Origin of the sequence: Microcoleus sp. S36b_A4 (assembly GCF_036700645.1) — a bacterium.
Taxonomy (GTDB): domain Bacteria; phylum Cyanobacteriota; class Cyanobacteriia; order Cyanobacteriales; family Microcoleaceae; genus Microcoleus.
Genome location: NZ_JAUBPI010000004.1, coordinates 95493 through 118992, shown reverse-complemented (window position 1 = coordinate 118992; position 23500 = coordinate 95493). Strand labels below are relative to the sequence as shown.

Annotated in this window: 11 protein-coding genes; 8 read left to right on the top strand and 3 right to left on the bottom strand. The window is 45.6% G+C overall.

Annotated elements, in window-relative coordinates; all coding sequences use genetic code 11:
* Positions 1-363 precede the first annotated feature (363 nt).
* Positions 364-636, top strand: coding sequence for a hypothetical protein (locus QUA03_RS02690; RefSeq protein WP_333209443.1), 273 nt, complete (start codon positions 364-366; stop codon positions 634-636).
* 685 nt (positions 637-1321) lie between these two features.
* Positions 1322-1513: a hypothetical protein gene (locus QUA03_RS02685; protein WP_333209441.1), complete on the top strand. Its 192-nt coding sequence runs from the start codon at positions 1322-1324 to the stop codon at positions 1511-1513.
* A gap of 309 nt (positions 1514-1822) precedes the next feature.
* On the opposite strand, the gene QUA03_RS02680 is transcribed toward QUA03_RS02685, so the two are convergent.
* The gene (locus tag QUA03_RS02680; RefSeq protein WP_333209440.1) at positions 1823-4333 is read right to left on the bottom strand and encodes an ATP-binding protein; all 2511 of its coding nucleotides are present in this window, start codon (positions 4331-4333) and stop codon (positions 1823-1825) included.
* A 315-nt stretch (positions 4334-4648) separates the two neighbouring features.
* Here QUA03_RS02680 and QUA03_RS02675 point away from each other — a divergent pair, with 315 nt between their 5' ends.
* The 3 genes from QUA03_RS02675 (at position 4649) to QUA03_RS02665 (ending at position 10194) form a co-directional block, all read left to right on the top strand.
* Positions 4649-6049 (top strand): AAA family ATPase, encoded by a 1401-nt coding sequence (locus tag QUA03_RS02675; protein ID WP_333209437.1) that lies wholly within the window; start codon positions 4649-4651, stop codon positions 6047-6049.
* Positions 6046-6696: a retron system putative HNH endonuclease gene (locus QUA03_RS02670; protein ID WP_333209435.1), complete on the top strand. Its 651-nt coding sequence runs from the start codon at positions 6046-6048 to the stop codon at positions 6694-6696. The genes QUA03_RS02675 and QUA03_RS02670 overlap by 4 nt, the downstream gene beginning before the upstream one ends.
* 1503 nt (positions 6697-8199) lie before the next feature.
* Positions 8200-10194, top strand: coding sequence for a bifunctional serine/threonine-protein kinase/formylglycine-generating enzyme family protein (locus QUA03_RS02665; protein WP_333209434.1), 1995 nt, complete (start codon positions 8200-8202; stop codon positions 10192-10194).
* A 163-nt stretch (positions 10195-10357) separates the two neighbouring features.
* Here QUA03_RS02665 and QUA03_RS02660 read toward each other — a convergent pair whose 3' ends face one another.
* Complete coding sequence (locus tag QUA03_RS02660; RefSeq protein WP_333209432.1) at positions 10358-12133, bottom strand: EamA family transporter; 1776 nt, start codon at positions 12131-12133, stop codon at positions 10358-10360.
* 536 nt (positions 12134-12669) lie between these two features.
* Between QUA03_RS02660 and QUA03_RS02655 the strand changes: the two genes are divergently transcribed.
* Positions 12670-16005: an amino acid adenylation domain-containing protein gene (locus QUA03_RS02655; RefSeq protein ID WP_333209430.1), complete on the top strand. Its 3336-nt coding sequence runs from the start codon at positions 12670-12672 to the stop codon at positions 16003-16005.
* A 241-nt stretch (positions 16006-16246) separates the two neighbouring features.
* The gene (locus QUA03_RS02650) at positions 16247-17344 is read left to right on the top strand and encodes a HAMP domain-containing sensor histidine kinase (RefSeq protein WP_333209428.1); all 1098 of its coding nucleotides are present in this window, start codon (positions 16247-16249) and stop codon (positions 17342-17344) included.
* Positions 17345-17420: 76 nt separating this feature from the next.
* Here QUA03_RS02650 and QUA03_RS02645 read toward each other — a convergent pair whose 3' ends face one another.
* Positions 17421-18530, bottom strand: coding sequence for an alpha/beta hydrolase (locus tag QUA03_RS02645; protein ID WP_333209426.1), 1110 nt, complete (start codon positions 18528-18530; stop codon positions 17421-17423).
* 152 nt (positions 18531-18682) lie between these two features.
* On the opposite strand from QUA03_RS02645, the gene QUA03_RS02640 reads away from it, so the two are divergent.
* Entirely contained in the window at positions 18683-23491 is a 4809-nt protein-coding gene (locus QUA03_RS02640) for an amino acid adenylation domain-containing protein (protein WP_333209425.1), read from the top strand.
* Positions 23492-23500 lie beyond the last annotated feature (9 nt).

Genomic DNA, 23500 nt, shown 5'->3' with positions numbered 1-23500 from the left:
TGTTCGTACTTCATATTATGGGAGCTAATTTTTTCTTTTATTTTACCTAGAACGAGCGCACTTTCGCAAGAGGTCTATTGTAAGAGTTTGCTAGCCAAAACTGAGTTACTTGAGCGCGCGATCATCGCTAAGTTGAACACCTAGTCTGTAAGTGAGCAAGATGAGATTATGGAATAAGTTAAAGATGATCCCAGATCGGAACCAGCAAATACTCGTTCTCCCGACGCTGTTGCCAAACTTGCAGCGCCACGGACTGAGTATCACGCAGGTAAAACGCAAGAACTCGCTCCAGAAACATGGTGAATTCGCGTAATACAGCCCACGTCAGTAATAGGATAAAAAGTTACAAAAAAGGGGGAATGTATGCAAACCCTCCTTTGGAGTCGTGAAGAAGTCCCGCCTCGTGCCCAACATTTGTATGAGATCAGCATCCGCCCCAAAAGTGACTTAGAAGAGAATGTTAGCAAGATCGTCATCATGGATATAGAAACAGGCGACTATAAAGCTGATGAAAATGGTTTATATGCTGCTGATTACCTGAGTGCGAAACATCAAAATGCTAGGCTATTGGGTATCGGTATTGGATATAAACTTGCTGCATCTCTAGGTAGTGTTATTGAGCTTGTTCCTAAGTGATTTCACGTATTGTATGTGATAGATATGCTAAACTTAATTTTATTGGATTTTGCTTGAAAGTCAAGCTGTTTGAGTTGAAATTTATGAGGACGTTGACTGCGGTGGTTCCGAAAGACCCTAACACGAATTTATATGTAGTCTATGTTCCAGGTTTCTAAGAGAGCGCATTCTCAAGGAGAAACTTTAGACGACATACAAGCGCACTTACGTGAAGCGAGTGAAATGTTGTTGGAAGATGAGAATCCAGGATTAAATCGACCCTCTATTCAGTACGATCGCCTTTTTAGTCTTTACCCTTAATTCTTCTAGTTGCTGTAGTTGCTAGAATAGCAGCGAATATTAACCGGACTGCAACTCATGCTAAAAACCATTGAAGGCATTTGCATCACTTGCCAAATAATCCTATGATGGTGCATCATGATCTTGGTGATTATTTCATTCTTCTAACTAAGCTAATATGCGATCGCTTGTCTTGACTCTAGCTCTCATATGTTTAGCCACCCCCGCTGTTGCCACCACCTGCGAGGAAAGCTTTCAAAAAAAGGGGGACTTTTTGAATGGTGCCGCCTTTTCTGCACGTGTTCAGGTTGAGGGGTTATCGATAGAGAGAGCATTTTCCCAATTACGACCCATTTTAGCCCGCGAGAGCATCAGAACGATCAGCACCGATGTGAGCACAGGTGTCATGAAAGCCGAAAATCCCGCAACAGCATTTCAGCGTGCTTTGCCGATCGATGTTTTTGCCTCACCCGACGGAAATCTATTAACTGTCGAGATGATCTTTACCATTCCCAGCGGCGTGGGCGCAAGTAGGGATACCGTGAAGCGATACTTGTGCGGTGCGCTAAATCAATTGTTGCCCAAAACTACAAATTAATATGTAATCATTCATTTGATGAATATTAGCTTCGCACACTCGATCGCAATAACCCATACTTCAAAATTACCTGCGGGCGATCGCCCTTCAATTCACGTGCGTTAGCGAAGCCCTCGAAGAGGATCGCTCTCTTAGTTTCTAGCGTTTTTGTCCTGGGGAGAGTGCGATTTTTGATTGGGCGATTTGGAAAGGGCGATCGCACTTCTAAGATTCTTACGGCTTCAGATCGAGCAGTTGGCGGTAATAGACACCCTGATTGATTATTGTACCGCCTCAGATTGTTTGAGGGCTGCACTGAACGCGAAGTGGTTAAGATTCAGCAGCGATCGGGAATGCTGAAATTGGCTGTTGCCGAATGGGGATATGAATTACAAACTCAGTGCCTGAGCCAGGTGTAGAAAAACACTTGATTTTACCGCGATGTTTTTCAGTAATGATTTGATAACTAATCGACATCCCCAAACCCGTACCTTTACCGATGGCTTTGGTGGTAAAAAAGGGATCAAAAATGCGCTGCGTCACTGAGTCTGGCATACCGATTCCATTGTCAGCGATCGCAACCTCCACCCATTGATTGTCAATCACAGAAGTCCGAATCGTAATCTGGTTCGGGGTGTCTTTAAGCTCCTGATAGGAGCGTTTAGTATTCATCTCATCTAGGGCATCCAGGGCATTGACTAATATATTCATGAATACCTGATTGAGTTGTCCGGGGAAACATTCCACATTGGGCAATGTGCCATAGTCTTTGATCGTTACCACGCCTGGACACTCTGGTTTATCTTTGAGCCGGTGTTGCAAAATCAGCAATGTACTTTCAATTCCCTCATGAATATCAACATCTTTGAAGTCTGCTTCATCCATACGAGAAAAGTTTCGCAACGAGACGACAATACCGCGAATTCGCTCGGTTCCTACCCTTATAGATGAAATTATCTTTTGGATATCTTCAGTGAGGAATTCCAAATCGATTTCCTCTGCCATTGCTTGCACGTCTGGATCGTTGCTGGGATGGCGCTGTTGATAGAGTTCGATCATCTGCAGCAGATTTTGGGTATATTCGTCCAGGTGGGTAAGATTACCGTGGATAAAGTTGACCGGGTTATTGATTTCATGGGCAATTCCCGCAACCAACTGTCCCAAGCTTGACATTTTTTCGCTTTGGATAACTTGCATCTGAGCTGTTTTCAGTTCGTTTAGGGTTGTCTCCAGTTCTTGAGCTTGCGCGGTTGAGGAGATTGCTAGTTCTTCGATCGCAGCAACCTGGGGCAGACTTGTCCAGCAAGCAATTGCCACTCCCACAAATGCCAACGTCATCAACACAATAATCAGCAGATAGGGATTGTTGGTTCCGGCTTCTACCAGCAGCCAGGAGCGAATCAGCCAACTTATCGTCGCTGTACCACAAATCAGCGCAATCAAAATTGCGACCTGAAGCACCACAAAGTATTCATTTTTAGGAGGAGTTACTGGCTTGGTATGGAGTCGATCCCACCACGGTAAATGCAAAGATGCCCAAGGAATCCGCAGAATCGCAGCGTCAATCGCTATCACTGCTAATGGCAACAGCAACCCGATACCAAAATCCATCCATCCCCAGGCAAGGCCACCCACCACCAGAGAAATGAACTCAACCACCAGTAATGCTAAGGATAGTCGCCCCCAACGCACGACTGGATCGTTGCGCTGCATCCACAGCCCCAAGTGGAACCCCATGATAGAAATGAAAAAACTCACCCCTGACACCACGACAATTCGAGTGGTGTTGCCCCATACTAAAAATCCTAAACTACAGATAAAGGTTAGCAGCAGCGCGGGTTCTAGGGCACCCCGACGGGATACTGCGCCAAACACTGGAGACAACAGCCCATCCTGCGCGAGTTGAAAAAGGATGCGGGGCGTATTGCAAACGCTAGTCGCAGATCCCAACAAACAGCTAGCCGCAACCAGCAATGTGACGATGACAGGGGCAGCGTCTCCCCAGAAAGGCTTGGCAGCCACCAGGAATTTGCCGTACAAATTGCCTTCTAAACCGGCAGGGGTTGCCAACTGCACCAACACTAAAGTGCCACCCACAAACACCAGAGGCATGAACCAGGCAACCCAAGACAGCGCCTTGAGGGTGTCTTTTGGGCGGAGACTGTCTGCTACAAAGGATGAAGCTGTGTCACAGCCATAGAAGCTATAAGCGGCAAACAAGAACCATTTCAGCCAGTCATGGACGCTGATGGCATCAATGCTGCTGGGCAAGAGTCCGGGGCTTTGGGGCGAAAAGGCAAGCCAGCCTAAACCCTGAACGCAGAAGAGGAGTAAAAAGCCGATCGAAGGAAAGATAAAAAAGAGGTGCAGAATGGCGACGGCGCGGGTGCCACTTAATGCTAAAAAGTAAGCGATCGTAGTAAAACCGATCTCAAACACTTTTTCTGGAATACTCAGCCCCATCGGCTCTAAATGGAATTCGATCAAATTTGTAATGACGATCGCATTAATGGGCGGAAAGGAAACCCACCCCAAGTAGTAGGCAATCCCCAAGTAGCGGGAAAGGGCAGGGTAACGATGAAGCAATCGCGTGATGTAATTTGGTGTCCCCCCAGATACATCTGGATATTTCTCACCCAAACTCTGAACTTGAAGGTTAAACAGAATTCCGACGATCACACCAGGAATCCAGACCAACAGCGATGCAGAGCCAATTTCTGCTTGCATCAACGGCGCTAAGGTAAACCACATCAGATATCCAACCACACTAAACCCCCAAGCTTCCGCAGAGGACATGGTGCGCCGGAGGCGATTCAGAAATGGCACACGATCTATTTCCATAACAAGCAGATAGGGGTAATCCTATTGTGATACAATTGCTATTTTTACAGTCAATAAAAAACAAATACCTAGTGTTTCCTTCTAGGGATGAAAATTCTCAGCTCGATCTGATGTAGCGGTGAAAGATTGAGGCAATCAGTTGAGGTTGCCAGCGATCGCAATACTCAATACCAAATACTTCAAAATTACCAGTGAGTCAAGCGCCATTGAATGAGCGTGCGTAAGCGTTGCCCTCGAAGAGGATCGCTCTTTTAGTTTCTAGTCCGATCGTTCTTTTTTGTGAGACATATAGATATCCTATAATTAAAGCTGTTGGTGTCGTACTACGATGATTTATATGCTACAAATTACAAGCTGAATACCCATCAACAGTGGGACATTACCATGAGAATTGACCGAGTAAAAATCGAAAACTTCAAGAAATTTTCAGACTATACCCTTGACTTGCATCCCCAATTTACCTTGCTAGTTGGGGACAATGGCACAGGTAAAACGACGATCCTCGATGCTTTGGCGATCGCGGCTGGAATTTGGCTGGTCAACTCCCCCGACACAACCCTCAACAATAGCCGCCGTAACATTCTTCCCTCAGAAATTCGCTTAGAAGCGATCGAATCCGACACCATCACCCAATTTATAGAACGAAAACCCGTCCAGATTGAAGCGATCGGCACGATTAACAGTCAGCGAGTCCAATGGCTCAGACAAATCAAAACTAACGGCTCTAGAACCTCCAACACAGAAGCCAAACAAGCTCTAGCAATTATCTCCACTTTATTTCAACAGGTTGAAGCAGGCGAAAAAATCTGGCTACCCATCCTCGCCTACTACGGAGCAGGTCGACTTTGGCTACCCTCCAACCAACGCGACCCCAAAGCCACTACCCACACCAGCCCCGCCCGCCGTTGGGATGCCTTCTATGACTGCTTTCAAGAACGGATTAGAATCGCCGATCTCCATACTTGGTTTCAGAAAGAAGCGATCGCTTCTGTCAATCGACAGGGACAAATGCGCCCTGGTTACAAGGTTGTAAAGTTTGCTATTTTGCGTTGTATTCCCAACGCAGATGACCTATGGTTTGACCCAGAGCGATCGGAAATTGTTGTTTCCATCCAAAGCAACCCCCAACCCTTCAGTAACCTTAGTGCTGGTCAAAAAATGATGGTAGGTCTAATTGCCGATATTGCCATCAAAATCATTACTCAAAATGCCTCTTTCCTAACCGAAAAATCAGAAGATATATCTAGTAAAAAATTGCCTCTAATTTTGCAAAAAACACCAGGGCTAGTCCTAATTGATGAAATAGATGTACATCTCCATCCGAAATGGCAACGTCAAGTTGTGAAGGACCTCACCAAAACCTTCCCCTCAATCCAGTTTGTTTGCACTTCCCATTCGCCACTTGTTATTGGTGAAGTCGAAGCAAGCTGTATTAGAGTCCTCGAACGTGATGAAGAAACTGGCAAAGTTATTTCTACAATTCCCTTAGAATCTTATGGTCTTGATGCCAACCGAATACTAGAGGAGCAGATGGGAGCGTCAGAACGTAATCAAGAGGTAGCAGACGAGCTTCACGCTCTTTTTAGACTAATTGATGATGAAAATTTTGATGGTGCACGTCAAGCTATGATTCCCCTTGGTGAAAAAATTGGACACGAAGATCCTGAGATTACTCAAGCTCGATCGCTGATTAAATTCTTAGAAGGTAATGAATGAGAAACATCCAGAAAAAGACCGAACCAACGTCGTTGACACAGCATCGGTGCAATACAAATACTGACTATGATAACTATGCCCAAAAAGATGACCTGAGAGCAAGTCTGGTGAGCGAGCAAAGAGGAATTTGCTGTTACTGTATGCAACGGATTCGTCCTGACTCAGAAAACATGAAAATCGAACACTGGCAAAGCCAAGATCGATACCCTCAGAAACAGCTAGAATACAATAATCTCCTTGGGGCTTGTCGAGGAGGAAAAGGGCAAAACAAAGATAAACAGCACTGTGACACAAAAAAAGGAAATCTCGATCTAACTTTTAACCCTGCCGATCCATCTCATAACGTCGAAGGTAAAATACGTTTCTTGGCAGACGGTAAAGTTGTATCAAATGATCGCCAATTCGATAAAGAAATCAATGAAGTCTTGAATTTGAATGAAAAGGCGTTGGTTGGTAATCGTCAAGCAGTATTAAAAGCCTTTCGCAAAGGATTGATTCAAAAACAACCCTCTGATGCAGATATACGAAAAGAACTACGCAAGTGGAATGGCGATAATGGAGGAGAACTAGAGCCATTTTGTCAGGTTGTTGTTTATTATCTTCGTAAAAAGATCGATAGAATGACATCAAAAAGAACTTCCGAATGAGCCTTTGAAAATGCGATCGAAGATGTCCTCCCAGGACTGAGCGCCATTAGGGGATGAGAACGCATCCTTCTGTCAGCATGGCACCGATCTCGTTTAGCGAGAAACCCAAATGGTTGGAGGAGAGATTAAAGAGCCGCAGAGGGCTACCATTTACCTATAGCGACAAGACACCGCCGCAGCTCAAAAACCGAGCCTCTACCCGACCAAAGCGATGATGGCACATCCCCAACGACAGTTTGCAACCTTCCTCATCGTTGCCGTTCTCAGCAGCACGTTTGCGCTAGCAACCGTTGGCGAAGCCTCGGGAAAAAGTGCCTCAGATCCCCAGATTTCCACCTACATCAAAAAGTTAAAAACCGATTGTTAGAGATGCTGAAAGATGCTGTTCAGGGTTGGTTTGAAGTCGCCAGTCAAAAAAATGAACTTGCGCCGGAGAAACAGTTAATTGAGTTATCTCTATGAAATATGTTGCTGGCAAAGCACTCTGCAACATCTTTAAGCAACATGATTTTAAGCTAAAAATAACCGCTTTATCTAGCTATAATGGTCTTTGGCTATCCCTCCCTAATAATTCTTCAATTTTCCTGGTTGTATTTATTAATAAAAATGAAAAAATAAAATCATTTCTAGAGCTATGAAAGGGTTGATTAAATATCTTTACGAAATCAAATTAGATAAAGCTATTCTCTGGTGCTATCTCATTTGGTATGTTGTAGTAGTTTGTTTTCATTTTGATCCTTCGGTTAAGATATGGATTAATTCAATTGGTATAAGTGCTGTAATCGGTACGGGTCTGATGCTAAGTGTTTCTTCTAGTAAAGGCAAAAGAGATCATTGGCAGACATTCAGGTTATATATCATGCCATTTTGTGTCTCAAGCTTTTCTGCCTTGATTAAAGATCAGGGATTTATCATATTCATATCACCAAATATCACCGAAACAATAGTGTCAGTATCCTGCTGTGGTCTGTTTTTATTACTCATTTTAGTAGTCAAAGTATTCAAGAATAAAGTTATTTAGCGGGACTCGCAAATTGGTTTAAAAAGCAGCATAAATATGACATCTTAGGTTGAAATTACCCCGATCGCATTTAAGGGCAATCGAGCTTGTATAACTCTTACGCCCCGATGAATCGATGGAATTGCCTTCTTAGTTTCTAGTGCGATAGTTCTTTGAGTGCGATCGCTTTTTGGTTGGGCGATCGCCAAGTTGTACTATACTGGCCCCTGTAAAGCAATTACCAAGCTCCCCAGACGAATATCGGCGGTAAGCGGGTTGGTAAAATCGGGCGATCGGGCTGGCACTTTTTGCCCTCAAATCGCTTTCTTTGGATTAATTGACGTTTTAAATTCTGCCTTCTACTTTCTCCCTTGGGGCTACACAAGCGGGGGGTAATGCCCTCCCTACCGTCAATTGTCAATAATTAATTATGAATTGTTAGTCTTCCTTGAGCAAGCCAAAAAGATATATCATAACCTTAACCGGATCATTTCTTCCCAGATATGTTCTACTGTTCTAATCCCAGGTGTTCTCATCCTTTCAATCCCGACAACTCTAAATTTTGTCAAAGTTGCGGCAAGTCCGACCTCACGCCTCTCTTCAGAAACCGCTACCGCGTGATTCGACTGTTGGGCGAAGGGGGATTTGGCAGAACTTATGAAGCGGTAGATACGGATCGCATGGACGATCCCTGCGTAATCAAGCAGTTTGTACCCCAATTTCAAGGAACCTCAGCACTTGAAAAAGCCGCACAATTGTTTAAAGAAGAAGCGAAACGACTTTACGAACTCGGCGAACATCCCCAAATTCCTCGATTAATTGCTTATTTTGAACAAGACAAGCGACTTTATTTAGTACAAGAGTTGATTGAGGGGCAAACTTTACTAGCAGAATTAACTCAGCAGGGTGCTTTTAGCGAAGAAAAAATTTGGCAGTTGCTGGCAGATGTACTGCCGATTTTAAAATTTGTGCACGATCGCCAGGTCATTCACCGAGACATCAAACTTGAGAATATCATGCGGCGCCGCACCTCTGTTAACTCCTCCCTGCCAAAGGCGGGAAATTTTCGGAATTCAGCTTTCGGAAGGGGAGGGCGGGGAGAGTTAGTTTTGATAGATTTCGGCATTTCCAAACAAGTGACGGGCTCCCTGATGAGCAAAGTAGGCACGACGGTAGGAACGCCCGGATATTCGCCGGTAGAACAAATGCGCGGTCAAGTTTTCCCCGGCAGCGATTTGTACAGTTTGGGAATAACTTGCCTGAGACTGCTAACTCAATGTTTGCCAAAAGTTGACGGTTCCGATGACCTTTATGACCCGATAAACGGCGGCTGGATGTGGAGAGAACGGTTGCCAGCCGGCACAAAAATCAGCAGCGAGTTGGCAAATGTTTTAGAAAAATTAATTCAAGATTATCTCAAAAATAGATATCAATCTGCTGATGAAGTAATCAAAGCTTTAAATCTCTATTCTTTACCTCCCCAACCCCATTGTGCCAATGGAGGACAAGTTGCTCTAAATTCTTTTATGATAAAGGGAGGACAACTTGCTATCAATACCCCGCTCAATGAAAGCGGGCAAATCAACAGCCATATCTCTGTTAATCCGAGAGAGAAATCCAACACCAATCCGTCAATAAACCAAGCCTCCCAGAGAGTTGCTGCTGTCAAAAACACTTTTGAATTTCAAGTAGTGACAGTAGACAAGGGCGGGAAACCAACTAATGTTAACAGCGGCAAAGCGCGTTTTTTTGAAGAACCTCTTGGTAGCCGTATAGTCATGGAAATGGTATCTGTTCGTGGCGGTACTTTCCTCATGGGTTCTCCAAAAGATCGGGGTGACAGTGACGAAAAACCGCAGCACCCAGTAACTTTAGGATCTTTCTATATTAGCAAATTTCCAGTCACTCAGGCTCAGTGGACAGCAGTTGCGGTTCTGCCGGAAATTAAAATATTTCTCAATCCCGATGCTGCCCGTTTTAAAGGTGCAAATCGACCTGTAGAAAATGTATCTTGGTACGAGGCTGTGGAGTTTTGCGATCGACTTTCTCGCAAAACAGGTAAGAATTATCGCTTGCCTAGCGAAGCCCAATGGGAATATGCTTGCCGGGGGCAAACTACGGGGCCGTTTCACTTTGGGGAAACGATTACCAGCGAGTTAGCCAATTACAACGGAAATTCTAATTACGCTGACGCGCCGAGGGGAGTTTATCGCTTTCAAACGACAGATGTTGGCAGTTTTAAACCTAATGCTTTTGGATTGTACGATTTCCACGGAAATGTTTGGGAATGGTGCGCGGATTCTTGGCACAATAATTATAACGGTGCGCCTGCTGATGGTAGCGTTTGGGAGTCTGACGGGGACTCTTCGCTGAGGTTGTTGCGGGGGGGTTCTTGGAACGATCATCCTCCGAATTGTCGCAGCGCGTGCCGCCTCAGATATCAGCCGGATTGTAAGGCTAGTATTGTGGGTTTTAGAGTGGTTCTTTGTGTTGTTTAGACTCCCATTGTAGGCATTCGTTATCCTATCTTGAAATGCCTCTGCGGTTTCCCTATCAATCAAAGATTTATGCAATAAGTCTATTGATATTGTGCCCGCATAGAGAAACCCGGTTTCTTGAATAAACCGGGTTTTTGAATGACAGATCGCCCAAATTCAAGCGTTAACTAGCCTTCTTTTGAGGAGCAACTATGCGTTCCACACTCATAGCAGCCACGCTCAACGTCACCACAGCCATGCCGAGAATTGCCACAGGCTGCAACTTCTCATTGATAATTAGAAAACCGAAGAGTGCGGTCATTGCCGGCCCCAAAGTGCCAATTACTGACGCTAAGGCTGCCCCCGCGAACCGGATGGCAAAATTATTCAAAAGATAGCTAAACAGCGTCAGCACCCCTAAAATAACGCCTCCGATAATCAAACCAGGCCAAACATTTTGGTCGATTTTAGGAGAAAAATTGTCCGACAGCGGCACCCACAAACTCAGGGAGGAAAATACAAAAATCGCGGCGAAATTAACTAAACTAAAAGGAATTGGGTGCAGCTTGCCCGCGGCCATTTGCGTCAGCAATACGTAACCTGCAAAGGTAATCCCAGAAGCCAGTGCTGCTGCGACTCCCACTCCCACATTGCCGCCGCCCGGAGCTGGGGCAGCAAAACTCGGCCACCCAGCTAAAATCAGACCTGCGGTAATCCCGACGATCGCGAAAAAGCCGACTTTGCTAGGGCGAGAGCCAAACAATATCCAAGAACCTAGTACGGTGACGATCGGATAAATAAAGAAAATCGTAATCGCAATCCCCGCTGGAATATTGCCGATCGCCAAATAAATCAAAACCTGAGACAAAAACAGAAAAAATGCGCTTCCTAAAACCTTACTCCACAAAGCTCGATCGCCCGACTCGAACAACCGCCTAATATCTTTCCACACAGAAGGATACAGAAATGTTGCCAATATAGGCATCAAAGCCATCACCACGATCAGCCGCATCAACAAAATCAACAAAGAATTTCCAAAACCTGGAGTCACCACCCCCGGAAATTCAAACAACCCAAAAACCACCCGAGGATTTTTGGCTTTAATCAAAATTCTTAAACAAACATTAAACAGCGACAATACAACAGCCGAAGACAACGCCAGCACCAAACCTGTCTGTACTTGAGAACCTGGTTTAGCGGTTGCTGGAGAGGAGACTGAAGAAGGCTGTGGCACGGGTTCCCGCGGCGCATCCGCAGGTGTTGGCTGCAGAAATTGCGGGCGGACAGAATTAACAGAATTATTTGATTCCTCGACATAGGAATCTTGAGCATCGAAAGGATTCTCAAGATATTCTTCTTCTTCGAGTTCTTCCCTGATGCGGTTTACGAGATTTTGTAACAGCTCTTCCCCTTGCAGTTCCAGGGTTTTCATGTTGTTGAGCCGCACAGAAAGCTCGCTTTCGTAACTGGTTAAATCTTGTTCCAGCATCTGGAAACTGCGATCGATCCTTTCATCCAGCGCCGCCAGTAACTGCGAGGCGCGTTCGTCGTAGTTGCTCGGCGGTAAGGGTATCGGGAACTCGCCACTGGGAATAGGGCTGCTGAGAGAATTTCCCGAATTAGCGCTGAGTTCGTTGAACCGCTGCACCAACAAATCCTGCAAATTGTGAGCCAAAACTTGAGCCAACTGCTTCAGCCACAATTGCTGCTGCTGAATGTATCGCCCAGATAGAGATTCCATTTGCTGAGACTGCAATTTGCGATATTGCTCCCGGAGGTCTTCAATATCTTCAATCAGGTGATTTTTTTCAGTTTGCAGCCGAGTAATGTCTTGATTTAACTGGCCTTTGACATTTTCATGCAAAGCGTCCAGTTCTTGCATTACTGAGTGAAGGACTTCTTCTGCTGATTGTGCATCCTCTGGCTCGCCCTTTGACGAGTATACGTTCCGCTGCGCCATTAGCCTATAACCTCTAATTTAAACTGCACGTTCAGTGTTCTTAAGTATTGTGACAAATTAGGTCGCAAGTTCTAGTGAATTGATCTAAAAGATTGCGAACACTGTTGAATCAATAGTAGTCGCTAAGCTACAAATGTGAGAAAATTGCGTGAAGCAAAGCTATCCGGCAGGGAATCGCCCCAAGAACACTTTGTGCAATTAGAAATCATACTACACCTTGACCTCTCTACGGATTGCTCCCGGAATTTCTCGCATCTAACTCACCCGATTGCACCCGAATCACAAGCCTAAGAGCCCGTTCCGCGACTAAATTTGATTGGGGGGTGGCACTCCTAGCCCCTCAATGGATAACTTGATCCTGCAGGCAGAAACCCCGTTTCTATTCCCCGCGTCTCTCCCGCACTCCTGCACCCGGATTTATTATATTAAAGGTTCCGATCTTTTGCTCGCGAAAGTTTTAAGAGGCGATCGCACGTCAAAAAGCAACCCCGCGCCATCAAAAAATTAACATATCCCATCCCCCAAGAGCAACAGATATGGCATCCGAAATTTATGACAATTCCTTTACAAGCGATCGACAAAAACTGAATATTTCCTCAGAAGCCGAAGTGTTTGTCTTTCCGGCATCATTTGCCCAGCAGCGCTTGTGGTTTTTCGACCAATTCGCACCGGAAAACCCTTTCTATAATGTAGTAACCGCACTGCGCTTAACTGGTTCCCTCAACTTAACAGCGTTAGAGAAAACCTTCAACGAAATAGTGCAGCGCCACGAAACTTTGCGAACAACTTTTGCAGCGGTATCAGGTCAACCAGTGCAGATCATCTCTGCCGCTTTCAAGACTAATTTAAAAATATTAGAGTTGCAAGATTTACCGCCAGAACAACGGGAAACAGAAGCAAAGAAACTCTCCGCAGCAGAATCTCTTCGCCCTTTCAATTTATCCACCGGGCCACTGATGCGAGTAACCATCCTGCGGCTGACAGAAAGCGAGCATATTCTCTTGCTAAATATGCACCACATAGCCTCCGATGATTGGTCGATCGGTGTGCTAATTCGAGAACTGGAGGCTATCTATACAGCGTTTATAAATCAACAGCCATCTCCCCTCCCAGAATTATCACTTCAATATGCCGACTTTGCCGAGTGGCAGCGCGAATGGCTGCAAGGTGAAGTATTAGAAAACCAGCTAGCTTATTGGCGGCAGCAATTACACGGGATTTCGGCATTAAATTTGCCCACCGATCGCCCTGCACCAGCTAGGCAAAATTATCGCGGAAAAACTCAATATTTAGAACTGTCAAAAAACTTGAAGGACGCACTTGTAGCACTCTCGCAGCGAGAAGGAGCGACTTTATTTATGACACTGCTCGCAGCATTTCAAACATTGCTTTACCGTTACTCGCAGCAAGAAGATATTGTGGTAGGTTCGCCGATCGCCAATCGCAACCGCAGCGAAATCGAATCATTAATCGGTTTTTTTGTCAACACTTTAGTGCTGCGAACAGACTGTTCGGGAAACCCGAAATTTCGAGATTTTTTGGGCCGGGTGCGAGAAGTAACCCTGGGAGCTTATGCTCACCAAGATTTGCCTTTTGAGAAGCTCGTCGAGGAATTGCACCCAGAGCGATCGTTGAATCGCCACCCGCTGTTTCAGGTGGTATTTGGTCTGCAAAATGCGCCGCTGGACGAGCTAGAATTGCCAGGATTAAAGTTGAGTTCTTTTCCTTTGGAGACTCAAACAACGCGCTTTGATTTAGAGCTGTATTTGTGGGAAGCTTCCGATAATTTTAGGAGCAGATACGGCGAACATTGGAAAGATTCGGAAGGCCTCAGAGGCTTAGCTGTGTACAATACAGATTTATTTGATGAAGTTACGATCGCCCGAATGCTGAGACATTTTAAAACGCTGCTGGAAAGCATTGTGGCTAATCCAGAACAAAGAATCGCTAATTTACCTTTATTGAGCGAGGATGAAGTGAATCAATTATTCAGAGAATGGAACGATACTCGGACAGATTATCCTCAAAATAAGTGCATTCATCAGTTATTTGAAGAGCGAGCCCGGCAGCATCTGGAGGATGTCGCCCTAACTTTCGGCAGCCAGCACCTCACTTACAGAGAACTCAACAGTCGCAGCAACCAACTGGCGAGCTACCTAGAAAAACTGGGCGTGGGGGCGGAGGTTTTAGTGGGGCTTTGTGCAGAGCGATCGATCGACCTAATTGTCGGGATGTTGGCTATACTGAAAGCGGGAGGAGCTTACCTACCGTTAGATCCGAGCTATCCGCGCGATCGGCTAAACTTGATGCTGGAAGATGCTCAAGTTAAAGTCTTGCTAATTCAAGATAAATTGATTGAGAATTTCCGAGACTTCTCAAACTCGGTGATTTACTTCGATCGCGATTTGGAACACATAGCCAAAGAAAGCGCCGAAAATCCCGCCAACACCGTAACAGCAGACAACCTAGCTTACGTTATTTACACATCTGGCTCAACAGGAAAACCCAAGGGAGTTGCTGTCACCCACAAAGCAGTAAATCGGCTGGTACTCAACACCAACTATATAAAAATAGAACCTACCGATAAAATTGCCCAAGCATCAAACGCTTCATTCGATGCAGCCACATTCGAGATTTGGGGAGCCTTGCTTAACGGCGCTCAACTCGTGGGAATTAGCACAAATATTACCCTTTCGCCTCACGATTTAGCCTTAGAACTGCGCCAACAAGGCATCACCGTCTTGTTTTTAACAACTGCCTTATTTCAACAAATTGCTAGAGTTTTACCGCAAGCTTTTGATTCGCTGCGCTGCTTGCTGTTTGGCGGAGAATCGGTCGATATGAGATGGGTTAAAAAACTTCTCAAACAAAATCAAACCACTAAATTAATTCACGTTTACGGGCCTACAGAAAATACCACATTTTCTGCTTATTATTGCGTGCAAGACGTACCCGAAACCGCAACATCTATCCCCATCGGCCGCCCGATCGCCAACACGCAAATTTATCTCCTCGATGCGGATTTGCAGCCAGTGGCGATCGGTGTTATGGGTCAATTGTACGTCGGCGGTGACGGACTGGCGAAAGGCTACCTCAACCAGCCGGATTTAACTGCTGCTGCATTCATTCCTAATCCTTTTAGCAATAAATCAGGTTGTAGTCTTTATAAAACAGGTGATTTAGGCCGCTATTTAGCTGACGGTAACATCGAGTTTTTATGTCGCATTGACGACCAAGTAAAAATTCGTGGCTACCGCATCGAATTGGGAGAAATTGAAGCGGCTTTGTACCAGCATCCACAAGTACGCGAAGCAGTAGTAATTGTCAGGGAAGACATCCCCGATGATAAACATTTGGTAGCTTATGTTGTTCCTGACCGCATTAATGAAAAATTAGAAATTCCCAATCTCAAATCAAGTGACTTGCGCCAATTTTTGAAAGAAAAGTTACCAGGATATATGGTTCCTGCAACTTATGCAGTTTTGGAGAATATGCCACTGACGCCTAATGGAAAAGTAGACCGCCGCGCCTTGCCTGATATAGATACAGACAGCGAGGATATAACAGAAAATTATGTAGCGCCTCGGACTGAACTCGAAGAAATGCTGGGGAAAATTTGGGCTAAAGTTTTGGGAAAACAGCAGGTTAGTATCTACGATAATTTCTTTGAACTAGGCGGGCATTCCCTGCTAGCAACTCAGTTGATTTCTCGCATCCGAGACGCTTTGCAAGTCGAGTTATCGGTCAGCAGTTTGTTTGAGGCTCCGACTGTGGCGAGTCTGGCAAAATACATTGAGACAATGCGCTGGGCTGCGACTGGTTTGGATACTCGCAGAACAGATGAAAATGAGCGAGAAAATGTGGAATTCTAAGCCCTTACATAATTGCGGGAGGATTTTGATTGTTTTGTGGAATTGGCATCTGCCCTGTCGGTAGAAATTACCGCAATGGGAACTGATATTCAAGCCTGTTTCACGAGGAGATTTAGACCTGTTACTTGCTAACCTGCTAAAGGCTGAGGCTGCCTATATACTTGCAAGATTGCTTGCGGGGCATTACAAATAAGGGAGAAAAGGTTCTCTCAACAGCCACTCATCCAGAAACTCCGAAACGATGTCCAACCAAGCGTCTGACCGTCTTAAACAAAATTCTGAAAAAATTATGCGGATGTGGGAGAAGCGGGCGCGTGATGAAGTCGGTGCATCAACGCATCAAAATTCTCTTGTCTTGCAAGATTCCCTACCTCTGTACTTAAACCAACTGGTAGATGAACTCTCAAACCGAATTGTCAGGACATCTGCCCGAATCACAGCCGATGAGGTAGAAAGTACGCGGATTGGCAAGCTGCATGGGCATGAACGGGCGGGGTATGCTGACTACTCTATGACTCACCTCATTTTCGAGTATCATCTCCTCCGTCAAGTCATATTTCAAGTTTTAGAAGAAGAAGCACCTTTAGGAGTGCAGGATCGAGACATTATTATCGGCTCCATTGAGCAAGCCGTTAATGACGCGGCTACTCAATTCTCCGAAACGCTGCGAGATATTCAAGAACTATTTATGGTGACGCTAACTCACGACCTCAGAGGGCCTCTGAATGTCGTAAAAATGGGAACTCAACTGACTCTGCGGCGGCTGGAACGAGGAGATAGCCACACGGATGTGGCCGCGAGGATGCTCAGTGCGATCAATCGGCTGGATTCGATGATTCAAAATCTGCTTGATGCGAGTCGGCTGCGGGCAGGGCAGAGCTTAAAGATTGAATTTGATGAATGCGATTTTGTGATGCTAGTCCAAGAGGTGGTAGAAGATTTGACCTTCGCGTATGGAGAGCGGTTTGTTGTAGTCTCTGATTCTGATATGAGGACTTTTTGCAGCCGTAAAGAAATACGGCGGGTGATTGAAAATTTAGCAATTAACGCTGTGAAATATGGTGCGCCTACTACGCCGATTACACTCACGCTCCAGCAAACTGAAACGCAGATCAGCCTTACTATCCATAATGAAGGCGATCCGATCGCCCTAGACGCTCAATCCATCCTATTTCAACAATTTCGTCGAACCATTTGTGCTCAGGAGCAAACCGGCTGGGGATTAGGATTATTTTTAGCAAAGAGTATTATTGAAGCCCATAAAGGGACACTTGCGGTTGAAAGTGCAGAGGGCAAGGGGACAAGCTTTATTATCAATTTATCAAAGATTCTTCTTTAGTTCGGGACATTAAGACTAAGAAAAAAAATAGGGTATCCCCAGCCAGAACCTACAGGATTTTAACTCACATTTTTAGTCACGAAATTTCAGTGCAGAATGCCCTGACAGCTTCTGCAAACTGCTGGTTATGCTCCATTAATGCCATGTGTCCTCCTTTCTGTATAGTAACTAGCTCTGCTTGAGGTAATTCTGCTTTCATTCGCAGGCTAGCTGGGGGCGTAGTGGCGATATCTGAATCGCCGCAGATCACCAACACTGGAATGTCAATCGATCGCAAAGTTTTTGTTTCATCAAATTTGAGCATTCCCAATGTGCCGCGAGCGAGAACGCCGGGAGAACCCAAGGCTGATAATAAAGCTGAGAACTCTAATTGACCGCGCGTTTCAGTGCCTTTAAATCCCGATAATTCTACACTGATGTGCAGTGAACCATTGAGATAGCTCAGCCAAGTCATTCCCCACATAATGGGTTCAAGAGCTATGGTGAGATAAAGCATAGGTTGGAGCAGCGGCTTTTGCAAAGCGCGTAATAAACCACTAAAAATAGCGGTTTTGACGGGATTAGTATAAGTCGTATCTACCAGAATTAAACCAGCTACTCGACTACCGAGAAGTTCTGGGAAAAGCCGACTGAATGTTAGAGAAATCATGCCGCCCATGCTGTGTCCGAGTAGGATAACAGGTTTATTTCCTGCTATGGCAATGACGGCTTCGAGATCGCGGGCAAATTTTTCTAGGGAGTAGTCGCTGTTTTTTGGTCGAGTGGATTTTCCCAAACCTGGAAGATCCCAAACAATCACTCGGAAGCGATCGGTTAGTTGGCGTTTGGCGTAATACCAAACCATACTGTTGGGCCCCCAACCGTGCGAGAGGATAATCGGCTGTCCATCCTCTGGGCCGTAGAATTCTACTTGTAAAATAGTGCCATCAGGCCTCTCTAACCGCTGCACCGTACCCGTCCGCGTCGGCTTCGGTTCGTCAGCACCGGGGCGGCGGAACAGCGGCAAACTGATAAAGCGGCCGCCAACAGACCAAAGAAGCATCAAGACTCCGCTGACTATGTAGGAAATCCCTACAAGTTGGCCGATGTACCATTCGTAAATAATGTATATACCTCCGCCAAGTACGCCGACGGACAGCAATCCCACCAGCCATAGGAACAGGAAATTGAAGGGCATGAACGGCATAAACTGAAACCTTGGGTAGAATTTGGGTTACGAATTCAAACAGGATCATACTCAGGTTAGGCCACAGTAAGCAAGGGGTAAGTTAAGCTCTTAACTTGTGCGCTGGTGGAATTTCTTTTATATTTGCAAAAGTAATCACAGGATGACTCAAAATGCCCGATCCAAAAATATCGAGCTCATCGCCAAATGCCAAAGATTCTGCCATGGTGGAGTTAGTTGAGTTTTTATCTTACCTTCGCACTCTAGATATTAATATTTTTGTTGAGGGCGAGATCCTGCGCTGCAATGCTCCCGAAGGAATTATTACACCCGAACTGCGGGCCGAAATTTCTCAGAAAAAAGCCGAAATTATTTCATTTTTAAAAGCAGCTAATCGTACTTCTAGTTTCACTCCTACACCGATTGTTCCTCTGGGGCGGGACGGAAATTTACCGCTTTCTTTTGCACAGCAGCGCTTGTGGTTTCTCGACCAATTAGTCCCGAACAATCCCTTCTATAATGTTCCCGCAGCCTTGCGTTTGACAGGTGCGCTCAATTTTGCAGCCCTGCAACAAACCTTCAATGAAATTGTGCGCCGCCACGAAGCTTTACGCACGACTTTAACAGTAGTTTCGGGCCAACCCGTTCAGAGAATAGCTGCTGCTTTCCACCTTCCAATTAATGTAGTGGACTTGCGAAATTTGCCAAAGGAATCTCGACAAACTGAAGCGAACAGGCTCACCGCCCAGGAAGCTCAACGCTCTTTCAATTTGTCCAATGACTTGTTGCTTCGAGTCACATTATTGCAGTTAGATGATGCCGAATATTTACTAATGCTGAATATGCACCACATTGTCTCCGATGGTTGGTCTATCGGAGTGCTAATTCAGGAATTAGGCGCACTTTACACGGCATTTGCTAGCGAAAAACCTTCGCCTTTACCGGCTTTGTCGATCCAGTATGCTGATTTTGCAAAATGGCAGCGCGAATGGCTGCAAGGGGAAGTTTTAGAAACGCAGCTTGCTTACTGGCGGCAGCAGTTAAACGGCATTTCTATGCTAAATTTGCCTGCGGATCGCCCCAGGCCAGCAATTCAAAGTTACCGAGGCAAAAGGCAATTTTTGCAACTGCCAAAACAACTGAGCGAGGCTTTAGAAACGTTGAGCCAGCGCGAAGGAGTGACGCTGTTTATGACAATGCTGGCAGCTTTTAAAACGTTGCTTTACCATTACGCGCAGCAAGAAGATATTGTTGTAGGTTCGCCGATCGCCAATCGCAACCGCAGTGAAATTGAAGCATTAATCGGTTTTTTTGTCAACAGTTTAGTGTTGCGTACAGATTTGTCGGAAAATCCAACTTTTCGGGAACTTTTAAACCGAGTCAAAGAGGTAGCATTAGGAGCTTACGCTCACCAAGATTTGCCGTTTGAGAAGTTAGTAGAAGAACTGCACCCCGATCGCGCGTTGAACCAAAATCCCTTATTTCAGGTGGCGTTTGCGCTGCAAAACGCGCCGGGGAATCGGTTAGAATTGCCAGAATTAACACTCAGCCCGCAGCAGTTAGATGTGGGTACAGCGCGGTTTGATTTGGAGTTTCATTTGTGGGAGCGATCGCCCAACAGTTCGGGAAGCAACCAATCGCCCAGCAATAAGCTGTGGGTTGATAGCTCAGAGGGCATCAGCGGCATGGTTATTTACAGCGCCGATTTATTTGATGAAGCTACGATTACCAGCCTGATCGGGCATTTTCAAACCTTGTTAGAAAGCATTGTGACCAATCCTGAAGAGCGCATAGCAAACTTGCAATATTTGAGCGCCCAAGAGCGCGATCGTTTATTAGTTGAATGCAACAATACTCAGGCGGATTATCCGCAAGATTTGTGCATCCATCAGCTATTTGAAATGCAGGCAGATCGGACACCGGAGGCGGTGGCGCTGGTATTTGGAGAGGAGCGAGTCACCTATGGAGAGCTAAATCTCCGCAGCAACCAACTAGCACGTTATTTGCAAAAAATGGGGGTTGGGGCGGAAGTTTTAGTCGGGCTTTGCTGCGGGCGATCGCTCGATCTGATCGTGGGGATGTTGGGTATCCTGAAAGCGGGAGGAGCTTACTTAATTTTAGATCCGAGCTATCCTGCTGAGCGATCGAGCTTTATGGTAAAAGATGCTCAATTATCTATTGTGTTAACTCAGCAGCAATGGGTAGAGAATTTGCGCTCGCCCAATTTACATATAGTTTGTTTAGACACAGACTGGGAGATGATTTCCCAAGAAATCGCCGACAATCCAACCAGCGCAGTCACAGCCGAAAATCTGGTTTACGCGATTTACACCTCCGGCTCCACGGGAAAGCCGAAAGGAGTGGAAATTGAGCACGGGAGCTTGTTAAATCTCGTTTTTTGGCATCAAAAAGAGTTTGGGGTGTCAGCGGGCGATCGAGCAACGCAAATTGCTGCGATCGGCTTTGATGCTTGCGGGTGGGAAATTTGGCCTTATCTCGCCGCGGGATCTAGCATCTACTTTCCAGAAGATGACATCAGGCGAGATCCTGAAAAACTGCAAAACTGGTTAGTATCAAAAGCCATCACCATTAGCTTTTTGCCAACACCTTTAGCCGAAAAAGTTTTGCTATTAGATTGGCCTCAAATAACAGCGTTGCGAATCTTGCTCGCAGGCGGCGAAAAACTGCAACAACATCCTTTAAAATCCCATCCATTTAAGCTAGTAAATAATTACGGCCCAACCGAGAACACCGTCGTCACAACTTCCGGTTATGTTCCTGTAACCGAGCAAACAGACATCGCCCCGACAATTGGCCGCCCCATTGCTAACACTCAAATCTACATATTAGACAAATATTTGCAGCCAGTGGCGATCGGCGTTGTTGGCGAATTGTACATCGGCGGAAACGGACTCGCTCGCGGCTACCTCAACCGCCCAGATTTAACCGCAGAACGATTTATTGTCAATCCTTTTAAACCAAATTCAGGAGAGCGAATTTACAAAACCGGCGACTTAGTGCGCTACAGAGGCGATCGCAACCTTGAATTTTTAGGACGCATTGACGAACAAGTAAAAATTCGCGGTTTCCGCATCGAATTAGGAGAAATCGAGACAGTATTAACTCAACATCCGGCCGTGCAGCAAACTGTAGCAATAGCTTCGGAAGATGGACAGGGAGATAAACGTTTAGTAGCTTATATTGCCCTGAATCCAGAATATAGCGTTGCCCGCGAAAAAAACCAAATAATGCAATTGCAGGACGAACAGGTTTTGCAGTGGCAAATGCTCTACAATGAAACTTACAATCAACCTGCTGTTGACTCAGATCCAACATTTAATATTGTCGGCTGGAATAGCAGCTATACTAATCAGCCAATCCCAGCAGAACAGATGCGCGACTGGGCGAACAATCAAGCCGCCCAAATTTTAGCTTTGCAGCCCAGCCGAGTGTTAGAAATTGGCTGCGGCACAGGTTTGTTGCTGTTCCAAATTGCCCCTCGCTGCACTCAATATTGCGGAACAGACTTTTCACCTATTTCGCTCAACTATATTCAGCAGCACTTGGCAAATCAAGAGTTAGCTAATGTAACGCTGCTTCAAAAAATGGCGACTGACTTTGAAGGAGTAGAGACAGCAGCTTTTGATGCAGTAATTCTCAACTCTGTCGTGCAATATTTCCCGACAATCGACTATCTCGTGCAGGTGCTAGAAGGTGCGGTGAAAGCAACTGCTCCCGGCGGCTTTATATTCATCGGAGATGTCCGCAGCTTGCCGTTGCTGGCAGCTTTTCACGCTTCGGTACAACTGTATCAAGCCGAACCTTCTCTCGCGGGCGAACAGTTGCAGCAGCGAGTAAAAATGCAAATTTTTCAAGAAACAGAGTTAGTTATTGAACCAGATTTTTTTAGCGCATTAAAGCACCGCTTTCCGCAGATTGGCGGCGTAAAAATTCAATTAATTCGCGGTAGCGATCGCAATGAGTTAACTGATTTTCGGTACAATGCTATTTTGCATATTGCCTCTGAAACAGCACGCCCAAAATCATCGCCAAAAGGGGAGTGGGGCGCAGAAAAACGGCTGGATTGGTTGGATGAAAATCAGAATCTGACTGTTACCAAAGTGCAACAAATATTATTGCAAAATCAACTCGACCTTTTAAGAATTGCTAATGTGCCTAATGCGCGGGTAACGGCAGCAGTTAAGGCGGCAGAGTTGCTGTCTGTTGTCGATAAATTTCCAACAGCAGGTCAGTTGCAGAAAGCCGTGGAAAAAGTCGAGGATTTAGGAGTCAATCCCGAAGCGTGGTATGCTTTGGAAGTTCCGTATAATGTTAATATTAGTTGGTCTAATTCCGACAGTCAAGGGCGCTACGATGTAGTGTTTGCACGGGGCGAAACCAGAGATTTTGTGCGAGAAACCAGAAGCGATAACTTGCGTCCTTGGCGCTCTTATGCTAACAATCCCTTACAAGCTAAAGCAGCACGTAAATTAGTGCCGCAGTTGCAGGCTTATCTAGCAGAAAAACTGCCGGAATATATGGTTCCGTCGGCTTTTGTGGTGCTGGAGTCGCTACCGGTGACGGCTAACGGAAAGGTCGATCGCCTCGCTTTGCCTGCACCGGAGCCGATTAAGTTAGAATGGGCTGGCGGTTATGTTGCGCCTCAGACTTCTATTGAGGAAGTTTTAGTGAAAATTTGGGTTGAGGTTTTGGGGATAAAGCGAGTGGGTATCCGGGACAATTTCTTTGAATTAGGAGGCCATTCGCTGCTGGCGACTCAGCTTGTTTCGAGAGTGCGAGATGCTTTCGGGGTAGAGTTGCCTTTGCGCCGGGTTTTTGAAGCGCCGACAATTGCAGAATTATCTAAGATTGTGGAAAGTTTAAAAGATAAGAATGCTAAAAGTGATGCTCCGGCTTTAGTGCCGATTTCGCGCGATAGTCGGCGGAGGAAGCTATCATCTTTTAATAGACCTATTGCATAATTTTTGGAT

Bases quoted from the DNA above. Each gene is read 5' to 3' on its own strand.
- QUA03_RS02655 (WP_333209430.1), top strand. From the start codon at position 12,670: ATGGCATCCGAAATTTATGACAATTCCTTTACAAGCGATCGACAAAAA.
- QUA03_RS02670 (WP_333209435.1), top strand. From the start codon at position 6,046: ATGAGAAACATCCAGAAAAAGACCGAACCAACGTCGTTGACACAGCAT.
- QUA03_RS02665 (WP_333209434.1), top strand. From the start codon at position 8,200: ATGTTCTACTGTTCTAATCCCAGGTGTTCTCATCCTTTCAATCCCGAC.
- QUA03_RS02645 (WP_333209426.1), bottom strand. From the start codon at position 18,530: ATGCCGTTCATGCCCTTCAATTTCCTGTTCCTATGGCTGGTGGGATTG.
- QUA03_RS02690 (WP_333209443.1), top strand. From the start codon at position 364: ATGCAAACCCTCCTTTGGAGTCGTGAAGAAGTCCCGCCTCGTGCCCAA.
- QUA03_RS02685 (WP_333209441.1), top strand. From the start codon at position 1,322: ATGAAAGCCGAAAATCCCGCAACAGCATTTCAGCGTGCTTTGCCGATC.
- QUA03_RS02640 (WP_333209425.1), top strand. From the start codon at position 18,683: ATGCCCGATCCAAAAATATCGAGCTCATCGCCAAATGCCAAAGATTCT.
- QUA03_RS02680 (WP_333209440.1), bottom strand. From the start codon at position 4,333: ATGGAAATAGATCGTGTGCCATTTCTGAATCGCCTCCGGCGCACCATG.
- QUA03_RS02650 (WP_333209428.1), top strand. From the start codon at position 16,247: ATGTCCAACCAAGCGTCTGACCGTCTTAAACAAAATTCTGAAAAAATT.
- QUA03_RS02660 (WP_333209432.1), bottom strand. From the start codon at position 12,133: ATGGCGCAGCGGAACGTATACTCGTCAAAGGGCGAGCCAGAGGATGCA.